Origin of the sequence: Halolactibacillus alkaliphilus (assembly GCF_900115465.1) — a bacterium.
Lineage (GTDB): Bacteria > Bacillota > Bacilli > Bacillales > Amphibacillaceae > Halolactibacillus > Halolactibacillus alkaliphilus.
Genome location: NZ_FOWN01000027.1, coordinates 16,659 through 37,050, shown reverse-complemented (window position 1 = coordinate 37,050; position 20,392 = coordinate 16,659). Strand labels below are relative to the sequence as shown.

General features: G+C 37.6%; 15 protein-coding genes, 1 pseudogene and 1 riboswitch. Of the genes and pseudogenes, 7 read left to right on the top strand and 9 right to left on the bottom strand.

Features of this window, described 5'->3' with window-relative positions:
• Together BM163_RS13820 and BM163_RS10525 are read left to right on the top strand one after the other, a co-directional pair.
• A pseudogene (locus BM163_RS13820) lies at positions 1–263 on the top strand (hypothetical protein); the annotation flags it as partial.
• Positions 264–534: 271 nt separating this feature from the next.
• The gene (locus BM163_RS10525; RefSeq protein ID WP_089802933.1) at positions 535–873 is read left to right on the top strand and encodes a hypothetical protein; all 339 of its coding nucleotides are present in this window, start codon (positions 535–537) and stop codon (positions 871–873) included.
• 103 nt (positions 874–976) lie between these two features.
• Here BM163_RS10525 and BM163_RS10520 read toward each other — a convergent pair whose 3' ends face one another.
• The 6 genes from BM163_RS10520 to BM163_RS10495 form a co-directional block, all read right to left on the bottom strand.
• The gene (locus BM163_RS10520) at positions 977–3,685 is read right to left on the bottom strand and encodes a ribonucleotide reductase barrel domain-containing protein (protein ID WP_170243744.1); all 2,709 of its coding nucleotides are present in this window, start codon (positions 3,683–3,685) and stop codon (positions 977–979) included.
• Positions 3,686–3,856: 171 nt separating this feature from the next.
• Complete coding sequence (locus BM163_RS10515; RefSeq protein ID WP_089802929.1) at positions 3,857–4,678, bottom strand: metallophosphoesterase; 822 nt, start codon at positions 4,676–4,678, stop codon at positions 3,857–3,859.
• A 60-nt stretch (positions 4,679–4,738) separates the two neighbouring features.
• A complete protein-coding gene (locus tag BM163_RS10510) occupies positions 4,739–5,128 on the bottom strand; it encodes a DUF2752 domain-containing protein (protein ID WP_089802927.1) in 390 nt (129 codons plus the stop codon).
• Positions 5,129–5,151: 23 nt separating this feature from the next.
• Positions 5,152–5,499 carry a DUF4234 domain-containing protein gene (locus tag BM163_RS10505; RefSeq protein ID WP_089802925.1) on the bottom strand — a complete coding sequence of 116 codons (348 nt, stop codon included), beginning with the start codon at positions 5,497–5,499 and terminating at the stop codon, positions 5,152–5,154.
• A gap of 101 nt (positions 5,500–5,600) precedes the next feature.
• Positions 5,601–6,647: a C45 family autoproteolytic acyltransferase/hydrolase gene (locus tag BM163_RS10500; RefSeq protein WP_089802923.1), complete on the bottom strand. Its 1,047-nt coding sequence runs from the start codon at positions 6,645–6,647 to the stop codon at positions 5,601–5,603.
• Between the two features lie 178 nt (positions 6,648–6,825).
• Entirely contained in the window at positions 6,826–10,560 is a 3,735-nt protein-coding gene (locus tag BM163_RS10495) for an alpha-L-arabinofuranosidase family protein (RefSeq protein ID WP_089802922.1), read from the bottom strand.
• Positions 10,561–10,798: 238 nt separating this feature from the next.
• Here BM163_RS10495 and BM163_RS10490 point away from each other — a divergent pair, with 238 nt between their 5' ends.
• From BM163_RS10490 to BM163_RS10480, 3 genes are all read left to right on the top strand, one after another.
• A complete protein-coding gene (locus tag BM163_RS10490) occupies positions 10,799–11,650 on the top strand; it encodes an AraC family transcriptional regulator (RefSeq protein ID WP_089802920.1) in 852 nt (283 codons plus the stop codon).
• Positions 11,651–11,750: 100 nt separating this feature from the next.
• Positions 11,751–13,046, top strand: coding sequence for a glycoside hydrolase family 27 protein (locus tag BM163_RS10485; RefSeq protein WP_089802918.1), 1,296 nt, complete (start codon positions 11,751–11,753; stop codon positions 13,044–13,046).
• 301 nt (positions 13,047–13,347) lie between these two features.
• Complete coding sequence (locus BM163_RS10480; RefSeq protein ID WP_170243743.1) at positions 13,348–14,490, top strand: SEC-C metal-binding domain-containing protein; 1,143 nt, start codon at positions 13,348–13,350, stop codon at positions 14,488–14,490.
• Between the two features lie 443 nt (positions 14,491–14,933).
• Here BM163_RS10480 and BM163_RS10475 read toward each other — a convergent pair whose 3' ends face one another.
• Positions 14,934–16,118: a 3-phosphoglycerate dehydrogenase family protein gene (locus BM163_RS10475; RefSeq protein WP_089802914.1), complete on the bottom strand. Its 1,185-nt coding sequence runs from the start codon at positions 16,116–16,118 to the stop codon at positions 14,934–14,936.
• Between the two features lie 77 nt (positions 16,119–16,195).
• Positions 16,196–16,276, bottom strand: a riboswitch (ZMP/ZTP riboswitch).
• A 360-nt stretch (positions 16,277–16,636) separates the two neighbouring features.
• Positions 16,637–17,578 (bottom strand): hypothetical protein, encoded by a 942-nt coding sequence (locus tag BM163_RS10470; RefSeq protein ID WP_089802912.1) that lies wholly within the window; start codon positions 17,576–17,578, stop codon positions 16,637–16,639.
• A gap of 295 nt (positions 17,579–17,873) precedes the next feature.
• Here BM163_RS10470 and BM163_RS10465 point away from each other — a divergent pair, with 295 nt between their 5' ends.
• Together BM163_RS10465 and BM163_RS14220 are read left to right on the top strand one after the other, a co-directional pair.
• Complete coding sequence (locus BM163_RS10465) at positions 17,874–18,233, top strand: YhjD family protein (RefSeq protein WP_089802909.1); 360 nt, start codon at positions 17,874–17,876, stop codon at positions 18,231–18,233.
• Positions 18,217–18,552, top strand: a complete 336-nt coding sequence (locus BM163_RS14220; RefSeq protein WP_089802907.1) for a YolD-like family protein — start codon at positions 18,217–18,219, stop codon at positions 18,550–18,552. The genes BM163_RS10465 and BM163_RS14220 overlap by 17 nt, the downstream gene beginning before the upstream one ends.
• A gap of 176 nt (positions 18,553–18,728) precedes the next feature.
• Here the strand turns inward: BM163_RS14220 and BM163_RS10455 are convergent, their stop codons facing one another.
• The gene (locus BM163_RS10455; RefSeq protein ID WP_089802905.1) at positions 18,729–20,267 is read right to left on the bottom strand and encodes a hypothetical protein; all 1,539 of its coding nucleotides are present in this window, start codon (positions 20,265–20,267) and stop codon (positions 18,729–18,731) included.
• Between the last annotated feature and the right edge of the window lie 125 nt (positions 20,268–20,392).

Sequence of the window (20,392 nt, the reverse complement as noted above, 5' to 3'; positions counted from 1 at the left end):
GTTTTCGACAAGCACTAAAGGACAAAGATATGCCAGAGTTTCGCGAACTTATTTTATATGAGAAAGATCGACAGGATCCATTAACTACACACTTCATTTCAAGACTATTATCTGATTTCCCACCTACTTTAAATGCCATAGAACTTGATGAAAACAATGGTTTCCTAGAAGGTCAGGTTAATCGTTTGAAAACTATTAAACGCATGTTGTATGGAAGAGCAAGTTTTCCTCTCTTACGTCTAAGAATTCTCTATCAACCCTAATTTCAAAAAATAAACGAATTTATATTTGTTAGGCGCATATATTATCCCCAAAATTGCGTAAGAACCGTTTTTTTGTAAGGTCTACACGCATAATAATCCCCTCTTTGCTGTAAGTTTTAATACATACTAGTATACATGATAAACCTAAAAAAAGAAAGCCTTTTCTTAATGAAATGTCACCATAACCAAAGAGAGGTATTTTTCTTTGGCAAAGTGCAGCTTCTCCTCTATAATAAAAAAGAAAACAACTATTAATGAGAGGTGACACGTCGTGAAAAAATACGGTTTAGGTTTGGCATTAAGTATTGGTACAGGTTATCTCATGTCTCGTTTAGCCACTTTTGCAACTGATGAAGTTATGAAACAACAAGCAAAGGAAACGGTGACACAATCTGTTAAACACATAGGTGAACTGCTAACGGATCAGACCTTATTCACAACTACTTCGTTAAATTTGCTTAAGCACATCATTCAGCATGTACCATCAACTGGTCTAACTGGTATTCACTTTGAACCACAGAATTATACGATTGGTCAAGCGATTGTTCTAAATGTAAATGTTAAAATTGTAGGGAACGATATGGCAGAGTCACCAGGAGACGTTAAGTAACGATGGGTTAAAGAGGATAAAAAGGTCTGAACCAATATAAGTTAGGGTTCAGACCTTTTTTATGTGTCATTTACTCAAGCATTCAAACGAAAAAGTGATGCGATTAACACTTAGAATAGCCACATCCTCCGAGGTCTGTTAAGCATGTAGTACAACCATCTTGCTTTACAAAGGTTGATTGACCACAGCTTGGACAAATATCGACAGAACCATTAGAGAATTTGTTCATAGTTTCAGATGTGACGAGCGCTGCCTCATTGTCTTCACCAAGCTGCATAAGTACTTTCGCAAGAGCATCAGGAAGCGATTCTATTTGATTTTTACCAAAACCAACGGCACTTTGCCCCTTAATTCCAGTGAATTTTTTAATGATCCAATTCACTTTTTCTTGTTGAGTTAAGTTTGCAATTCGTGGACTTAATAACCCTGTTAAAGCGATGGCTAAGCCATCCGCAATCGTCGAAATATCTGCGCCCGTTTTTCCTAAATTAAGAAAGACTTCTTCAATAAGATCGGTTTGTGGGTGACGATTCACCGTTACATACATTTTACCAAACGGTGTGGCTGACTTGATTGTTTCACCAACTAAGCGCGTTGGACGTTTATAAAATTTTGCGGTTGACGCAAATTCACGATCGTCATCTTCAAAGGTAATGGGTTGAGGTGTGACTTCCTCTACCTTTTCTGTCTCTTCTTCATCACTTACACTTCGCAACACTTGCGTATCGCGACTACCGTCACGGTAAATGGTTAAGCCAACGACACCTTTTTCAATACCATAACTATACAGTTCTTTTGTTTGTTCAACTGTAAAATGATTAGGGACGTTACTTGTTTTACTAATGGCGGAGTCATTGTGCTTTTGAATGGTTGCCTGTACATCAACATGGTTTTTAGGTGTAATTTTAGGTGTACCATCTTGTTCTACGCACATAGCGGAGACAAAATAATCAGGTAATGTTTTCTCGCCCGTGCGCTCCAAATAATCTTTTGCTTTGCCGAGATAGTCGATTGTTTTACCTAAGCGACTTTCTCGCTCCCATTTAATCGAGAAGAATGGTTCAACACCAGTCGAACGACTGTAACCTTGACTACCCGTTTTCGTCCCAGTTGTCCCAGTAGGCGCTTGTGTTAATAAGTGTGAGTTTCTTAACCCGTGTTTTTTAATTAAGGCACGTACATCTTTATCAAGACTTTTCGGGATACGCGCATCTAAAATTCTGTCATCAAATTTAGGGAATCGACCACGTATTTCTGCTAATTTAGCACTAGCTTCATAGGCACTGTTTTTAATAAATCCATATAATTTATCAATGAATACAATAGACTCATCAGAACCATAGCGCAGTTGTAAATCAATGAGTAAATCATGTAAACCAAGGGTTCCCATACCGATACGGCGCTGTTCTTTTTGAATTTTTTTATTCTCTTCACGGAAATATACCGTGTAATCAATGACATCATCAGCATAACGAATAGCATCTGCGACGGCTTGTTTTAAATCTTGCCAATCAACGTCACGCGTTTTTTCGTCATAGAATTCTGCTAAGTTAATATGGATAAGGTTACAAATCCCATTGCCGCACAAAGGTTGCTCACCACATGGGTTTGAAGACACGTTTTTTTGATAATAAAACGTATTATTCCAAGGTGTGGCTTCATGTTTTTTTGTTAAAGATGCAGGATCTAATTTAAATAATTTTGTCCCCTCAACAGGAATAAGTTGTTGTGTGCTCGTCATATAGCCATCATTCATGTGATCGTATACCATCACTCCAGGTTCAGCAGAGGCATGTGCTGATTCAATAATGAGGTCATATAGTTCTCGTGCTTTAATTGTTTGATACACTTCAACTGGAAGACCTGATTCTAACCAATCATGAATATCCTGATACTTCTCAGCCCAGTCTTTATCATAAGCTTCGTGACGTGTGTCAGGGAAGATAAGGTGCCAGTCAGCATCGTTTTCTACTGCCTCCATAAATTCCTTCGTAATTTGAACAGAGAGATTCGCATTTGTGATCTTTCCGCTTTCTCTTTTTACCGTAATGAAATCAAAGATATCAGGGTGAGAAATGTGTAGTTGAAGCATAAGCGCTCCCTTACGGCTACCTCCTTGTTCAATTAACCCGGTCGCATAGCTAAGGAGACCTCCCCAACTGACAGAACCAGAAGAAATACCGTTAACACCATACACTCTTGCGTTACGTGGACGTAACGTAGATAAAGCAATACCTACCCCGCCACCGCGAGACATAATTTCAGTCATCTCAGATAACGAGCCATTAATAATCCCTTTACGCGAATCTTTTGGATTCGGTAACACGTAACAGTTATAAGCTGTAAGATCATATTGCTTATTGTATTTCTCTAAAATACCCATTGATGCTTGTACCCTTCCACCAGGGACAATCTTTTCTTGATATAAACTATCATATAGACGATTTTTAAAAACATCTAAATCTTTATGGTCGTACGTTTCCTCTATAGACATGGCACCTAAGACGTAACGATCAACAGAATCAGACCATTTATAATCTAATGGAATCGTTACGTGTCGGCTTGGGACTGTTAATGTTTGATTGGATACTTCACCAATGAACGTCACCGTTTTATCATCTATTTCAATCACACGTCCAAAATCTTTTTGCGGATATTCTGGGATAGATTCATCATAAATCGCCACCACAACATCACCGATATTTAACTTTGATACGTCCATTTCCTTCACTGTATAACGATCAAGTTGTAAAAGCACTTGGAAAGGTGTCTTTTTTAAGTCACCATATATTTCTGTTAATAATTCTGACACAGTATCGCCTCCTGATAAAATACTAGATATAGACATCTTTTATATTATAAACAAATATATATAGATTGTAGAGGGCACAAAGACTCATCAGTGTATCAATGTGTGCGTTCTCAAAAGACAAAGCTTGTTGTAGCAGGATATAAGTTAAACGAAAAAATAAAGTTTTTTTCGTTATTTAATTAAAGGTTTTTCAGCACAATTGCGTTCATCACCTAAGTAAAAAAACGCATATTGACTTTGGTTAAAGAGCCTTATAGGCAAACGACTCATCCCAAGTCCACTATCAATATAGAGTGCACGCTCTGATGAAAGGTTAAACATACCTTTGGTTCGTTTTGGAAAGATACCTTCACCTGGAGAAATGATCGCACCGATGAGTGGTAAGCGTATTTGACCACCATGTGTGTGGCCACAAAGAATGAGTTGCGCTGGTTCTGTTGTCAGATCATCCACAATTGAAGGCGAGTGAGACAAAAGAATAGTAAAAGATGCGTGTGTAACACCTGAAAAGGCCTCTAAAAGATTTGCTTGTTCAGATGAATGGTCATTTACTCCAACGATTTGAATCGGTCTATCATGCCAGTCGAGAACTACGTGCGAATTAATGAGGGTTGTTACCCCGATTTTTATAAGTTGATCTAAATACACTGCTTGTTTAGGATGACCCACTTCGTGATTCCCCAAAACAGCGTAAACAGGTGCTAATGTCGTCAACTTTTGTATCAATCTAACTGTTTCATCAATATGCGTTGTGTGACGATCAATCATATCGCCAGTAAGTACAATTAAGTCTGGGGTATCATTTTTTATGAGGTTAAAAAGCGTATCTAGCTTTCCTTTAAACATGTGGCCATGTAAATCGGTTAATTGTACGAGGCGAAGAGGCCTTTTCAATGACGAAACATGGTACTTAATATCATGTCTTTTAACAATGCGCGTGTCCCGGTACCATATGATCATGAGTAAAATACATAAACAAATCAAAATAATCATCAAGGGCTTTACCTTCTTCTTTTGATAAATGAAAAACCACCTAAGCAAGGTGGTTAAAACTTAGACAAGTGTCGGTGCTAAAAATGAAAACATCGGCACATTACGTAAAATGCCAAATAGAACGGTCATAATAAGCATGCTGTAAAGTAAATAGTCACTCATTTTCTTCTTACCTTTACTGACTGAATAATAATATACCATAAAGAGTGGGATGAGAATGAATATCAAGCTGTTGTAGCGGAAGGCTTGATAAAGATCTCCCTCCAATAAGCTAAGTGAGAGGCGAGTCATACCACAACCAGGACAATCAAATCCGGTCACATGCTTAATCGGACACGGGATATGTATGTTAAATGTTGGCGATAATACCTTTAGGTAAAGAACACCTACACTTACAAAGCCTAAACCAATAAGAATCCGCTTATCTAGTCGTTTAATGTAATGCTTCACACCCTCACCCACCTTCTTAATCACTATAGAACTCGAACAAACTTATTCATTTCTGCTTGAATTATCGCATCGGCGATAATAGAAAAACCAAAAATACTTAAGATAATATATAAAACACCATTATCTTTCACTAGCATACTGTTTTGACGCTGTAACTCTGCCATTTTCTGACCCACTATATAATACCAGAAAAAAGCATAGAGACCACAAGTTAAAAATAAGAAAATAAGACTTTTTGCACCTGAAAAGTTTGCATCATTCGATGCGTAGCTTAATTCTTCAGTGATCGCATAAAACCAATACAAGTTATACAAACCACAAGTTATAAGGGATAAGATAATGACCATGGCCACGCTACGTTCTTTTATCATTTTTTCACCTCGTTTCATTATACACTGAATATGTTACAAAACGATTTTACCATAAGTTTACTATAAAAATAAGATGTTAACACAAGTTTGTGACAAATTCTCTAATACCGATCGTTCAAATAGGGTCTTGGCCAATTAATGACACCGCGAATTTTTTTAACATTTACTTTCGTTGCATTGTGTGTCTCGTCTAAATGAATAGCTACCGGCTGTGCTTGCTGGCCAACACCAACTAAAGCAGTGCGTGCTTTAGGATTATAAACAATGGTATGCAATGTACCAGAACTATGTTGATAATCGTTTGAAAAAATAGCCGTCTTTCGTTCATTAAAGGCTTGATACGCACTGATCATTGAATGATTTGGATGCCATACATGTTTAATGTTACTTAAGCGTTCGCTTGATTCATCATATTGATAACGATTATCTTCTTTAAGGATTTCAAAATGATTTGTACACATATACGCTTGTCGTTTTACAACATCTCTTGGAGATGCTTCAACGACTATAGAATCCCCTGATAAATCTTTGAGAACATACGAAAAGCTCCGTCTATGAGGGAGAGACTTTAGAATTTTAAATGCTTCATCTATATTACTTGCCGTTTCAAGAAGAATTCGAGCAACCATATTACAAATAAAACCATCACCTGAATGTCGACGATTAGTAAAATTATAGCCAACGATAAGCCCTTTTTCATTGACTCCATCTGTACGACCAGTGATCTGCATAGAAGGACCCATTGAGTGATAACCGCCATCTGTTGGTTGATAAATAACAAGTCTTCCTTCATAACTATCTGGATGAGAGTCGTAATTACGCACAAAATAATCCGTGCCGCTCATAATGGAACAACCACTTTTAGCTACCTCTTGATAGTAACCTGCAAAATGCCGAATAGCTTCATCTATATCAATCTCAAGCGCATCTCTTAGTCCATAAATTTCATTGATAAGCGGTGAGTGAAATACTTTTAGTAAACTTAGAGCTTCATCGCTATCCGTTAAAAAATGTGTTGTTTTCCGCTTATTAAATTGTTGTTGGCGTTGTGATATCAGAAAACTTCCTTTTAATTGTTTGCCTTGTTCGTAACCAAATTGATAATGGTCTCCAGTGAACCTTAAAATATCTAATGTGACCTTTGTCATAGCGATCACCTCCTGAAGATTATCATATCAAAAGTAGCAGTATAATTCTGAGATTTTGCTTATGACTCATCTAGAGAAATCTCACCCCTACACATCTTAAGCTGCGACCTTTTCTTTGGCTCGGCTAATAACGTCAAATAGGAGAAGCGTCACGCGCTTCTCCTATTGAAAACACTTATTATAATCGGGTGAGTTTTAATACTAAGACACTATACTTAGGTAAGGGAACCGTCTGATCTGTTTGAGATAAATCGATTGTGTCAAAAACAGGTCTGACGACTTCTTGACCTTTTTTATTAATATTCGGCTCATGAACGATGGACTCATCTCCAGTGACAAGCACCGTGCTAATAACAGATTGCACAGGTAGGTGCGGCAATCTTAGTGTAACCAACTTATCATAGGCCTCTGCATTTACTAACTTTACGTAAACGTATGCGTCATCTTTCGTAACGGATGTAAAGATATCGTTGTTATAGGCATCTAGTTTATAGACTAAACGATCACTCGTATTAATGTCACTGTAATATTGACAAGTTAAAGTGCGCTTGGCACCATGATAGTTCACATTGACCGTATAATCCCTTTCACAACTAAAAGCATCATCATGAACACGTCTAAGATTTCCTGCTAAACTACTTGAAGAGTAGTCGCCAAGGGTATACCCTTCAACGCCATTTTTAAAAACTTTTACTCCAGTGTAGTGCCCGTCAGGTAAAATAGCGTATTCAATTAACGTTTTACTTTCGGGCTGCATTGACTGCAAACCAACACCTAAAAAGATCCCCGCATCTCCTGAGATTTTTTCCACCTTACAAGAAACTTCATAATCAGACCAATCAGCAAGTAGATAAAGACCATTTTGCCCTTGTGCTTGCGCATTCAAAACAAGGCCTGAAGTAACTTGGTCATAACCTGAACTTCCTGGTATAGCTTTTAATCGTGCGTCTAGTGGTTGGGTAAAATCTTGGTAAAATAAAGTCTTACCATCCACTATGCTTTTAACGGTAATCTCTTTTACTAAGACCGTCGCTGTGGTTGTCGCAATACTAATACCACCGGTCGGTTTATTTATCACCAGTTGTGCATCTTTATAAGACTTAATAGATGTGTTAAGCACCTTTTCACCTAAATAGCCACTAAACAACTGTTGAACATAATAGTTTGGTGTAAACCAGACGGACGTATCATCAAACCAAATAAGATCCGGTGTCCAACGATAAGTTTGATCAGTAAGCACTTTATTAAAGAGTGGCGCGTAAGCAACTAATCTCACAACATCGGCATTATTTTCATAACCGGTCATAATTGCCGCTTCACTAATGGCCCCCATCAATGTATTTTTATCTGTCGATGCAAATTCACCGACAAACACTTTAGGTGTTAATGCTTCATCTAAATGACCAGTCTCGTCATAGACACGTTCGTAATAATTATATCGATCGACATTTTGGAGCAAATAATCATTTGATCGGTAATAATGCTCATCTGCGATCGTATCCATAAAATCACTTGCGTTTTCATACCAATCTACTAACTCCGTAAAATCTTTTTCACCATCAGTGAACGTCACTTCTTGTGGCGAAGGCATATCACCCGCTAAATACTTCCATCCATCTTGGAATGCTTCATCATCAGCTTGGGCTCCAACAGTGGAAATAATGGTCAGTAAATGATCTGGGTAGTGAATAGACATATATTGTTCGATTTTTGCTTTGAAATAAGCAAAGTTGGCATAAAGTTCTGTTCCCCAGTTTTCATTGCCAATCCCTAAATATCGTAAGTCAAAAGGCTTGGGGTGTCCCATCTGAGTTCTTATTTTTGCCCATGGATTATTTTCTATATCTTGACTAATCGCAAAATCAATCAGATCAGTAAAACTTTTAACAAACGCATCACGTAACTTTCCTCCAGCAGGATGGACATAATCTGAACGCGCTTGGCAAAGGACGCCACAGGCCATAACTGGGAGTGGGGTAGCATTTAAGTCTTCAGCTAATTGGAAGTACTCCATATAACCCAAGCCCATTGTCATCATGTAACCCCACACATTGAAGTTTTCTTTACGTGTTTCGACATCACCAATAGAATCCTTCCATTCATAGACATTTTCCCATATATACGAGCCTTCACTTATACAACCACCTGGGAACCTCAGAAACTTGGGGTGAAGGTCTTTAAGTGCTAGAACAAGGTCTTTTCTTAAACGATAATTAGGATTCCCTAAATAATTTTGATGTGCACTTTGTGAACCTTCCTCTTCTTTAAAACCCCACACGTCTCTAGGCATAAGCGAAACAAAATCTATGTCAACCGTACTCTCCGCCTGCACAACCAGTTGCCCAAGACACGTTTTTTCCGCTCTTAATGTGGTGGCTTGATACTTTCGCCATGTACTATCCCCATTAATCGTTAGTGAGACTTTTTCACTGATATCGTTATGCGCGCCATCTGTTAGAGTCACTTGAAGTACTGTTTCCCGCTTCGCTTTAGCCCATACGCTAAACTCATACCTTTCATCCGATTTAAAGGCCATCGCTGGTTCGTGGTTATTATCTGTATAGCCTTTATTTATTAATCTTGCTCCACCATGCAACCTGACATAGTGGGCATTAATTTCTTTGTCTTTAAGATTCAAATGCATATTGAGATTGTTTTTTGTTTTAACCTCTACTTGATCTAAATCACCGAACCACATGTGTAATGGTGCGTGATTTCTTCCAGTCGAACAACCACAAGCCCCCGATTGATGATCGTAGGTATCAAAGACAAAAGATTCAAATGATCTGTTTTGAACATACTCAGCATATATACCACCATCTGCAGCATTATTAATATCTTCATAGAATAGACCATACATGTGTGGAGGAATGTCTATTAAATTGTCTTCATCTTCTATAATAAGTTCATGTGTTGGGAAGCTTTTAGGTAATACTGTGACATAATAAGCTACTTCCTTTTCGACAGTCCCTTTCCTTAGCGTTGCTGTTAATTTTACTTTTTCAGCTTGATTAATAGCTTTCACTATTCCTTGGTCACTCAATACATGTGGTTTTGATGAGGTCCATTTCACTGTCACTTTTTCACCCATAAGTTGTTCTGTTAATTTTATGTTTTTCTGAATTAACTTAAGTGGTGATACTAACTCATACTCTTTTGCTAAAGCAACGATTTTCTCATCATCAAGTGATTCACACATGACATCAATCACATCAGCCTGAGTTAAAGCACACTTATATATTCTAAAATCACTGAGGGCGCCTTTAAAATCTGTATCGGCGTCAAATTGAGATTTCCCAATATAATTCTGTTGGTATACCCCTTCTGCTTCAACTGTTTGAAACCATTCTCTAAAGGCTTTATATGTGCCACTTGACGTTTGTGAAATAGAGCCGTCACCGACTAAACTGCCGTTCACATAAACTTTAGGACCAGCACTTGATTGCTTGCCTCTTAGTGTTGGGGAGATAGCTAAAACAACGTGCATCCATTCACCTGTTGGATACGTTGTGTTTGCGTCAGTCGCAATATCTTGTCCATTAAAAAGGACACTACGAAATTGACGTGTCATAAATAGATAAGGGCCTGCTTGCCCTTTGCCAAAGTCAAAAATCCGCTCCCAGACATTTTCACCTGCTTTTAAATATACCCAAGTAGATATACTAAGACCACTTTCATCACTAACACCATTTAAGATATATTGAGGACATTTTAAATATCCTGTCCCGTTTGCACCCCCAAAAAACTCTGCCGCAAATTTACCGGCAACCTCTGTAACTTTTGGTGGCTGTATGCCAAGTGGCGCGAGGTCCTGTCCATTTCCACTGATATCTTTACCTATATATTCCTTGTCATCAAATGGATAATGCGCGATAAGGGTACGCTTTAAGGAAGGGCTTACATTGTTAGTCATCCTATGTTCTCTCCTTTTTAAAAAACAGTCTATGCTTCAAAGTAACATGTACTTACAACCATTATAATATCTTTTAATTTTATTTCAAGTGTTAATTATTTTTAATCTTTAAAACAGCTTAAAGCGCTTATTTATAAAGTTTAACTATTGATAATATCGATAAACTTATACGAATGTGTTAAGATAATACTTATTATCACTCGTGCAAACAACTATTTTAAAAAGGGAGATATTGACCATGAATACTTTTGGTTTTAGTTATAACGACAGTCATCTCGTACCTGTTTGTCTATATGCGATCGGCGAAGAAGTGCATACAGCTAACTATTTTTGGTCTGGCAACAATCTACCAGATATAAATACAGTTTTATTTCAATACACGCTAAGCGGCGCGGGAATATTAGAATATGAAAACGAGCGGCATCATTTAGGGCCAGGTGACGCCTTTCTTGTTAAAATACCGAGTGACCATACGTATTATTTACCAGAGACATCGACGTCATGGCGATTTATCTATATCACACTTTCAGGTGAGTTTGCGTTAAATATCATCAACACATTGGCTGAAAATCAATGTGTTTTGTCAGTTCATCCGAAAAGCCGGGTGATAAATCAGTTAAAATATACGCTCTCACTCGCAAAACGGGGACAGTTGCACGCCGTTTTTCAAGCTTCAAAAGAAAGTTATGTATTTTTAATGGAGTTAATGAACACTTTAACGACGCTAGAAAAACCAAACGTGCCCTTTGTTATTCAACAAGCCCTTGATGTGATTCATACGCAGTTTCACGAAGATCTCGATTTATCTATATTGCATCAAGCATCTGGCCTTTCTATGTATCACTTTTCTCGACTATTTAAACACTATACAAAAAAGACACCTATTGACTATTTAACAAGTTTAAGAATGCAGCAAGCAATGGAACTATTAGCGAATACAACACTACCAATTGCCGATATCGCACATAAGGTCGGATACAAAAACGGTAACTACTTTGCTAAAGTATTTAAGAAGCAAAACAATCTAGCACCCTCCATTTATCGAGCTGAAAAACAGGCATTTCACGAGCGAACACGGACTTTTCATTAGCAAGATATTACCTATCACAAGATTATTTACAATTGATTCCTCTCTTTAACCAAGCTAAAGTAGAACTATCAATAGCACCTCCTGAAAGGAATGATATTTTATGACAGACACACTCGCAACCACGCCACCAATGGGCTGGAACAGCTGGGATTGTTATGGGGCAACTGTGACAGAAGAAGAAGTAAAAGGGAACGCCTCTTACGTCTCCGAACACTTAAAATCCTCTGGCTATGAATATATCGTTGTGGATATTCAGTGGTACGAAGCAGGTGCTTTATCATCTGTTTATCGTTCATTTGCTGACTTAACAATGGATTCATACGGGCGACTTACACCAGCGACTAATCGCTTTCCTAGCGCTAAAAATAACCAAGGATTTAAACCGCTAGCCGATTACATTCATTCTCTTGGACTGAAATTTGGTATTCATATTATGCGCGGCATACCAAGGCAAGCCGTACATCAGAACTGCCCCATTAAAGGTTCTAAGTTAACAGCGCGAGATATCGCCAAGCCAAACAGCATCTGCCCTTGGAACACCGATATGTATGGTGTTCGTTCAGACGTTGAAGCAGGACAAATCTATTATAATTCTCTTTTTGATTTATATGCAGCTTGGGGCGTTGATTTTGTAAAAGTGGATGACATCGCTGATTCAAAGCTATATGGAATGAGTCATATGGATGAAATTAAAATGATCAGACAAGCCATCAACCAATCGGGACGAGACATGGTTTTGTCGCTTTCTCCTGGGCCAAGTCACCTAGAAGATGCTGAAGCCCTTATTGATAACGCCAACATGTGGCGAATAACGGATGATTTTTGGGATGTTTGGCCACTACTAAAAGATATGTTTACCCGTTGTCATCAGTGGAGTAACTATGTCGGGCCAGGGCAATGGCCTGATGCTGATATGTTGCCTCTTGGTCATATCGGCATTCGCTCAGTTGATGGCGGGGCAAGTGACCGTTACACGCGCTTTACCCATGATGAACAGCTGACATTGATGACTCTATGGTGCATCTTCCGTTCACCGTTAATGTTTGGAGGTGAGTGTCGCGATAACGACGCTTTTACTTTGTCGCTTCTCACCAATAAAGATCTATTAAACATGCACCAAAATGGTAAACATCAGCACCAACTCTACCGAGAAGATGATGAGGTGATTTGGTATTCTGAGACAAGTACGGGCGATGGCTACATAGCATTATTCAACTTACATGACACGAACTACACTATCCAACTAAAGACTGATATATTACCTGTAGAGATTGAACATAACCACACATTTCGTGATGTTTTTTCTGGTGATAGTTATAAGAGCAAAGGGGATCAGTCAAGCTTATCATTTAACCTGCGCCCTCACGCATCGATATGTTTACACTTTAAATATTAGTAGTATAATACAAGACCTCGTTTAAGAAGCTTCGTGACTTTTAACCCATCATTTACTGAGGGTCTCTCCTCTGCCATTATTGGTTGTCCATTTTTTGATGAGTTAAATGTGGCCTGAATGCGAAAAATATTGCATTAAAAAGAACGTAGCCTGTGCTGCGTTCTTTTTAATGCCTGCGCGAATATACCGCTTTGATCCATGGCTTATTTGACATAAAGGCTGTATATTGTGTATATTCTAAAGTGTTGTTTAAATTTTTCATTCCTATATATGATTTTTAAATAGAAAGCAGGTAATGCATATGTCACCCGTATTAACAGATTTTTTCACCCATTTAGTTGCACAGCGTGAAGATAACAATGAGCACATCACCTTAACATACAAGAAACTATTAAAAGAAAAACCAGACATTCTCACTCAAGCCGCATTATTAGGACAGCTAACCAAAAAAGACTTAGATGCCATTAGACGATGGATAGAGATTGAAGGCGTCTCGAAATTAACAAAACAACCACTCATTCAACGAATAAAGGATGCGCAAGAAAAAGCCGTTACGCGCTTCCTGTTGACGATGGATAACGAACGTTTAACTTTACTAAAACAATTATTATCAGGTCACACACTTGACATTGACCAATTTACAGCCCACAAACTTGCCTTTTTCACCTACACCGGCCTTACTTTTGCTGTGAAGGAAGATGACCACGCACGTCTTGTTATGCCTGAGGATGTTCGGGAGTATTTTTCTAATTGCGAACAATCGCAATGGCAAGTACAGGCGGACATTAATGACGCGGTCATACGCCTCACTCAAGGTCTATTGTATTATTACGGCTATATGCCAAAGTCAACTGTATTCGAGCTTGTAAGTCCTATTGTTAATTATGATCTTACTCGAGTGAATCTAACGATTCACGATGCAATAGACTATTACGATTATATGAACGAAACAGAACAAGACTTCATAGATAGTCGTGTGGTAAACCTGACCTTGCTTAAAAAAGAACAACAAAAATCGATTTATCAACAACATCATAGTTTTACAGATGATCAATTAATCCAAGCTGGAACGGAAGATTTTATGGATTTAACCGATGAGTTGATACGATTAGTTAAGTATCTTAAAGAGCGCTTCTTATTAGATGACGTCACAATGAATCGCTATATGGACGATTGCCTAATTTTACTTAACAGCTTTATCGACATTGACCCTGCCTTCATTTATTTAAACCAGTATTTATCTATTGAAAGTGACGATGACAAAAAAAGGTTACTCGCCTTGTTGCAAGAATCGCAAGATTCTATTTATACATGGGCGTTAAAAGGGAATAAACGAAAAAAAGATATTAAACCAACACACCCACCGGTATCTCAGAAGAAAGTTGGTCGTAACGAACCCTGCCCATGTGGTAGTGGTAAAAAACATAAAAAATGTTGTGGCTAATCCACGATAGAAAAACATAAAAGACAAGTATCCAGCGATAGTCGTTGGATACTTGTCTTTGATCAATCTATACTATTTCCTTTAGTTTTAAAAACTGTAATTGTTGCCTGCTTACTTTCATTACATAAATTTCACCTTAATTCGCTAAAATATTAACCATTTGATTACTGCAGTCAATCACTCTGGCAATGTGGCTGTTGGAACAGTCTTTTTTTCAAGAACCTCCCCTACTTACTCAGCTCATTCGGACGATATCCAAACGTTTAAATTAGTAGTAAAAACAATTGCAAGTAATTAGTTATGTATTTAAATTTTTACAAAATTAAAAACTATAGAACAAAAAAGAAGTATAGTGATTAGCCACTTTACTTCTTTTTAAAAATTAGAGGATTTTACAAGCCCCCACTTCAAAACTCATTAGAGTTTAAATTGACGATATTACTCTATTTAATCACACGTGTTGTGATCATGCCCTCAATAGCATCAAGGCGGCCCACAAGCGCGTTGAAATCAGTTTCCGAAATGTCACCCTCTAAATCAATAATTGTATAAGCATGGTCTTTATAACTTCTATTTGTCATATCAACAATGTTTAAATTTGCATCCGAAACTTCTGCAGTAATTTTACTGACCATCTTAGGTACATTTTGGTGAAATGCTGTCACACGCGGATGGCCTTGGTATGGTAGTGAAGCATCCGGGAAATTGACGGAATTTCTAACGTTTCCTGTTTCAAGGTACTCCATTAATTCCTCAGCTGCCATCATTGCACAGTTTTCTTCAGACTCTTCAGATGAAGCGCCTAGGTGAGGTATAGAAATAGCATTTGTCATTTCTAATGTTTTCTTATTCGGAAAATCTGTAATGTACTTACCGACTGTTCCGTCTTCCAATGCCATCGCAATATCGTCATCATTTACTAACTCACCACGAGAAAAGTTCAAAATATAGACGTTATCTTTCATTTTTCCAAACGCTTCTTTATTAAGGAGCCCTTTAGTTTCAGGAATGAGCGGTACGTGAATACTAATATAATCCACTTCCTTAAATAGTTCATCGATATTGTGGACACGTTTAACTGAACGTGACAGTTTCCAAGCCATATCGACTGAAATAAACGGATCATATCCGATAACATCCATACCTAATTCGAGAGCATCATTTGCCACACGTGCGCCAATGGCACCAAGGCCAATCACACCAAGTGTTTTCCCTTGAATTTCTTTTCCAACAAATTGCTTTTTACCGGTTTCAACTAACTTTGGTATATCGTCCCCTTGACCAATTAATGTTTTTGCCCAAGCGACACCATCAAACATTTGACGTGAAGCAGCAATAAGAGAGGTAATCACAAGTTCCTTTACCGCATTAGCGTTAGCACCCGGTGTGTTAAATACAGGGATTCCTTTTTCTGTACACACATCTAACGGAATATTATTTACACCAGCTCCGGCGCGGCCAATGGCTTTTAATGATGCAGGAAATGTCATATCATGCATATTATAACTTCTTAAAATCACCGCATCAGGCTGCTCTGCCTGTTCATCTATAGTATAACCCTCCTTAAATAAGTTGAGCCCCTTGTCAGAAATCGCGTTTAATGGCTTGATAATTGTTTTGTTACTCATGTCTTTACCTCCTAATTAATGTGTGATTATATTCACAATGTGAATATAGAAAAAGGCAAGGAGAACATGTCTCCTTTACCTCTCACCCAGGCGAACGGCTATATGTATAATACGCTCCCTCACAGTAACTTCTGTGTACGCCAGTTACGTATTACCTGATTATTAAATCTATTTCGAAAACTTGAGAACACATTAAATATAACAAATCACATTTAAATAATCAAGCATAAATTATCTAAAAATTAATATTATATACCTTCCAGTATAGAAATGTTCGGTTTACTCTCATGATACTAAGGCTCATTACTTTTCTGTACATAGATAGAATTCGTCATAAGTTGGTATTTTTATTTCCTTTTAAAAAATTATTTGTTGAAAATCCTTATAGTAAAGCACCTCTCTTACTGTATCGCAATAAAAATGACGTATATCTATAAATATACTAAAAAAAGCGCCTGAGATTTTTTATCTCAGACACTTTTATAACGTTCGGTTTTAAAACCGTTGTTTATAGATAATTATTGAACTTCTACTGAACCAGTAACTGTACCACCTGAAAGATCTGCTGACGCTTCATATTCTTCTGAAGCGAAGTATAAGTTACCATCAATTGTTCCATCAGGAATTGAGAAGTTGTTTGCCTCTACGTATACATCACCTTTCACAGTACCACCTTGGATACGCGTGTTTTCACCTTGTACAGTTAATTTCGGTGTTGTTAACGTGTATTGATCAGTAATCACACGATCCTCATCTTGCGTGTAAAGTGCTAACTTACGTGCTGGTTCTCCATTTTGTTCACCTGGTGTAAGAACTAATTCTTCTGATGTTTCCATGTCATCTGTAAAGATAACAATCCATCCACCATTTTCTACTGCTTCAAGTAAAGAAGCTTCATCTGTAATGTTTGATTGTGTTGGTGCAGTCGTTACGTCTGCTCCAGCTACTTCTACGGAACCAGTAACTGTACCACCTGAAAGATCTGCTGACGCTTCATATTCTTCTGAAGCGAAGTATAAGTTACCATCAATTGTTCCATCAGGAATTGAGAAGTTGTTTGCCTCTACGTATACATCACCTTTCACAGTACCACCTTGGATACGTGTGTTTTCACCTTGTACAGTTAATTTCGGTGTTGTTAATGTGAATTGGTCAGTAATGACACGATCCTCATCTTGCGTGTAAAGTGCTAACTTACGTGCAGGTTCGCCATTGTGCTCACCTGGTGTAAGAACTAATTCTTCTGATGTTTCCATGTCATCTGTAAAGATAACAATCCATCCACCATTTTCTACTGCTTCAAGTAAAGAAGCCTCGTCTGTAATATCAGATTTTGTTGGTGCAGATGTTGCATCAGAACCTGTATCTTCCCCAGCATCCTCAGCAGTGTCATCTCCACCACAAGCAACAAGTAGTGTCGCCATCATTAACATCATTAATAAAGTCATCAATTTTTTCATAATCTTTCTCCTCCTCATATTCTATGTATTGTGACTTGCTTCACATACTATATTAACATATAAATAGAGAAAGTCTATGAATAAAATGTGAAAAGTCGAACAAAAATAATATTTATTTTTTACATTTCTCTTTCCACACTCCTACAAATGTATTATAATATCCCGTTTATTCTTATATAAGCATGTAATAATACATTTTTAACAAACATAAGTTCTTGACTAAACCGTTTTATCATACTACAATAAGAACGTACGTTCGTTTATTGAATAGTAACATTCCGAGAGGAGCCTAGCGATGTTAAATGACTTAATTTTAGATGCCATCGTTTTACCCATGCTTTTAAAGGTTTGTCGCCTTAACCAACAGAAAGCAGACCGTTTCAAATTCGGTTATTTGTACGAGAGGTGGTTTGATGACTTAATTTCTGTCATTCAAGCTGATCTATTAGAAACTAAAAAGAAAATGTATCAAGAAGCGAAAATGAAAGTAGACAAAATAGTGCAGACAACTGAAATAGTTACCTATAAAGTTAGAACACCCATAAAAGAAGAGAATCTTTCATTTACACCAATAGAACTAAAAGGTTTAACGGAAAAGTATCTGCAGTATTATCTATATAAAGGAGACGAAAAAAACAATGAACAAACTATCTGAGGGCAGCAACTTAATATGGGAGTCTAGTCGCATGATTTTACCCGAACATAAAGCACGTATTAGAGCGCACGATTTAACCCCCCAACCCAGAAGTCGGCCAATATTATCAGCCGATCAATTATCTATACTAGATCAACAATTAAAGGTCATATGTACACTAAATACTCCAGCTAGCATCACGTATTATAAAAACAAACAATACCTAAAGATATCCGGAAGAGACATTCGGTTACTAAATTCGAAAACATTAGAAATTGCTACGTCAAAAGGATGTGATCATATCCTTTTGAAGGATATTATCGAGATTCACCCCCTATAAAAAAGTGTCATAATATATTAAAGCAACAGCACTTGTCATAGCCCCTTCACTTTCACCTGGCGTAATTAACCTATGGACCTAAACAAAAGCTAAGCTATCTCATATTTAAAAACGTGTACCTTTGCTAAGTATCATCGCTAGCTAAGGCACACGTTTTATTTTTTTATTAATTTAGATTAGACAATAAACAGCGAAACAACCACACCAATAAGACCAATAAAGCTAATGGCATGTACGGTTTTAACAGGCATTAAACCATCGTCTTTCATCGCTTTACCAAACATGAAAAAGACAACAGGGTGAACGAGGAACGGCATTGAAAAGATAAACGGAATTAAACTGGCAGATTCCGCACCGAACATACCTCCTTGAACGGCCGCAAACAGACCAAAGTGAGAAATCGCACTCGCTTGTGCCATCCCAGTAAATAAGAATGGAATTTGACTAAAACTGAGCAATAATAACCCACCAAAAACCGCAACCAACTGCCAACCGAATGAAAATTGCATTAGCGCTTTCACTTCTTTATTACTCTCATTATTAGCTTTCTTAAGTTGTTTTAAACTTATGATTGTAAATAGAACACCAATAGCAACTATAGCGATGGACGGCAGTGTCCAAAGCTCTCCTCTTTCAGCACTAATTGCTAGTACTGAGAAAACAAAGATGTGACCAAAAAACGGAATATTGATCATAATAGGTGCACGCTGGGCAGCTTCTTTACCTAAATCCCCTGCTGTACAAGCACCTGTTAACCCAGAGTGAGATAGAGCACCCGCCATGCCTGGCGCTAAGTTTCTTACATGATTATTTTTAGCGAAATACATAATCAAACTGATACCACCAAACATAAAAAACAACTGACCGAAGAACCCATAGAGAATTAAACTATTAACCCCATCAATAGTAAAGGCTTCACCAATTCGAGATCCCCCTACCATGAAATTACCGGCAAGTACAACAGGAATCCCGGCGAAAAGCAGCGCTTTAATCGTTGGACCAAAAGACCATCGATATAATAACGCCCCCAGCGCTGCCGATATAATCATCGCAAAGAAGATTTGCGGTAAGGCGATAAGTGATTCAATTCCCCCGGCAATCAATGAAGATAAATATAAAATACCGATAATAGCAATAATTTCAATGATGCCTTTACGGATGTATAATGACTTATTAGTGATTGTTGCCCGGTTATCGATAAAGATAATCGCTCCAACAATACCTATGTAGGCAATCAGCGGATACACATTACTAAGCGCACTCGTCGAACCACCAATCAACACTCTACTCGAACTTTCAATTCCAATTAATAAGAAGAAAGAACGAATAATCATCACAATTTGCGTGCGTGTCGTTCCTAACACCGCTTCTTCTTGACTAGGGATAACCATCTCTTCATTTGTTAACGGCTTATTAGAAAAGATTTTACGTAATTCTTGCCCGCCGACAAAAAAAGAAACAACTAAGGCAATAATGGTAGCTGAGGCAACCATATTGACCATCGGAAATGCACCGATACCAGGTTCGGCAACACCTGTTTCTACTAAAATATACCCCATCGACAAACCGAAAATAACAATAATTAAGATCGGCGAGTAACGCGTACCTGCGACCACAGTTCTTGCGATTAAAACCATTGGAATAATTAAAAAGAGTGTGATCCAGAACTGATTTAGTAAGTTTAAGCTCATAAATTGTTCTAACATAAGTTCCATAACTTACCTCCCTGTATTTAATAAGAAAATACTTATGTAAGCATTTTCTTCGTAAGCATACGAAAAAAACATCACTTTGTAAACAGATAATTATAAAAAACCTAATTTTTTTTAAAAAAAATCAG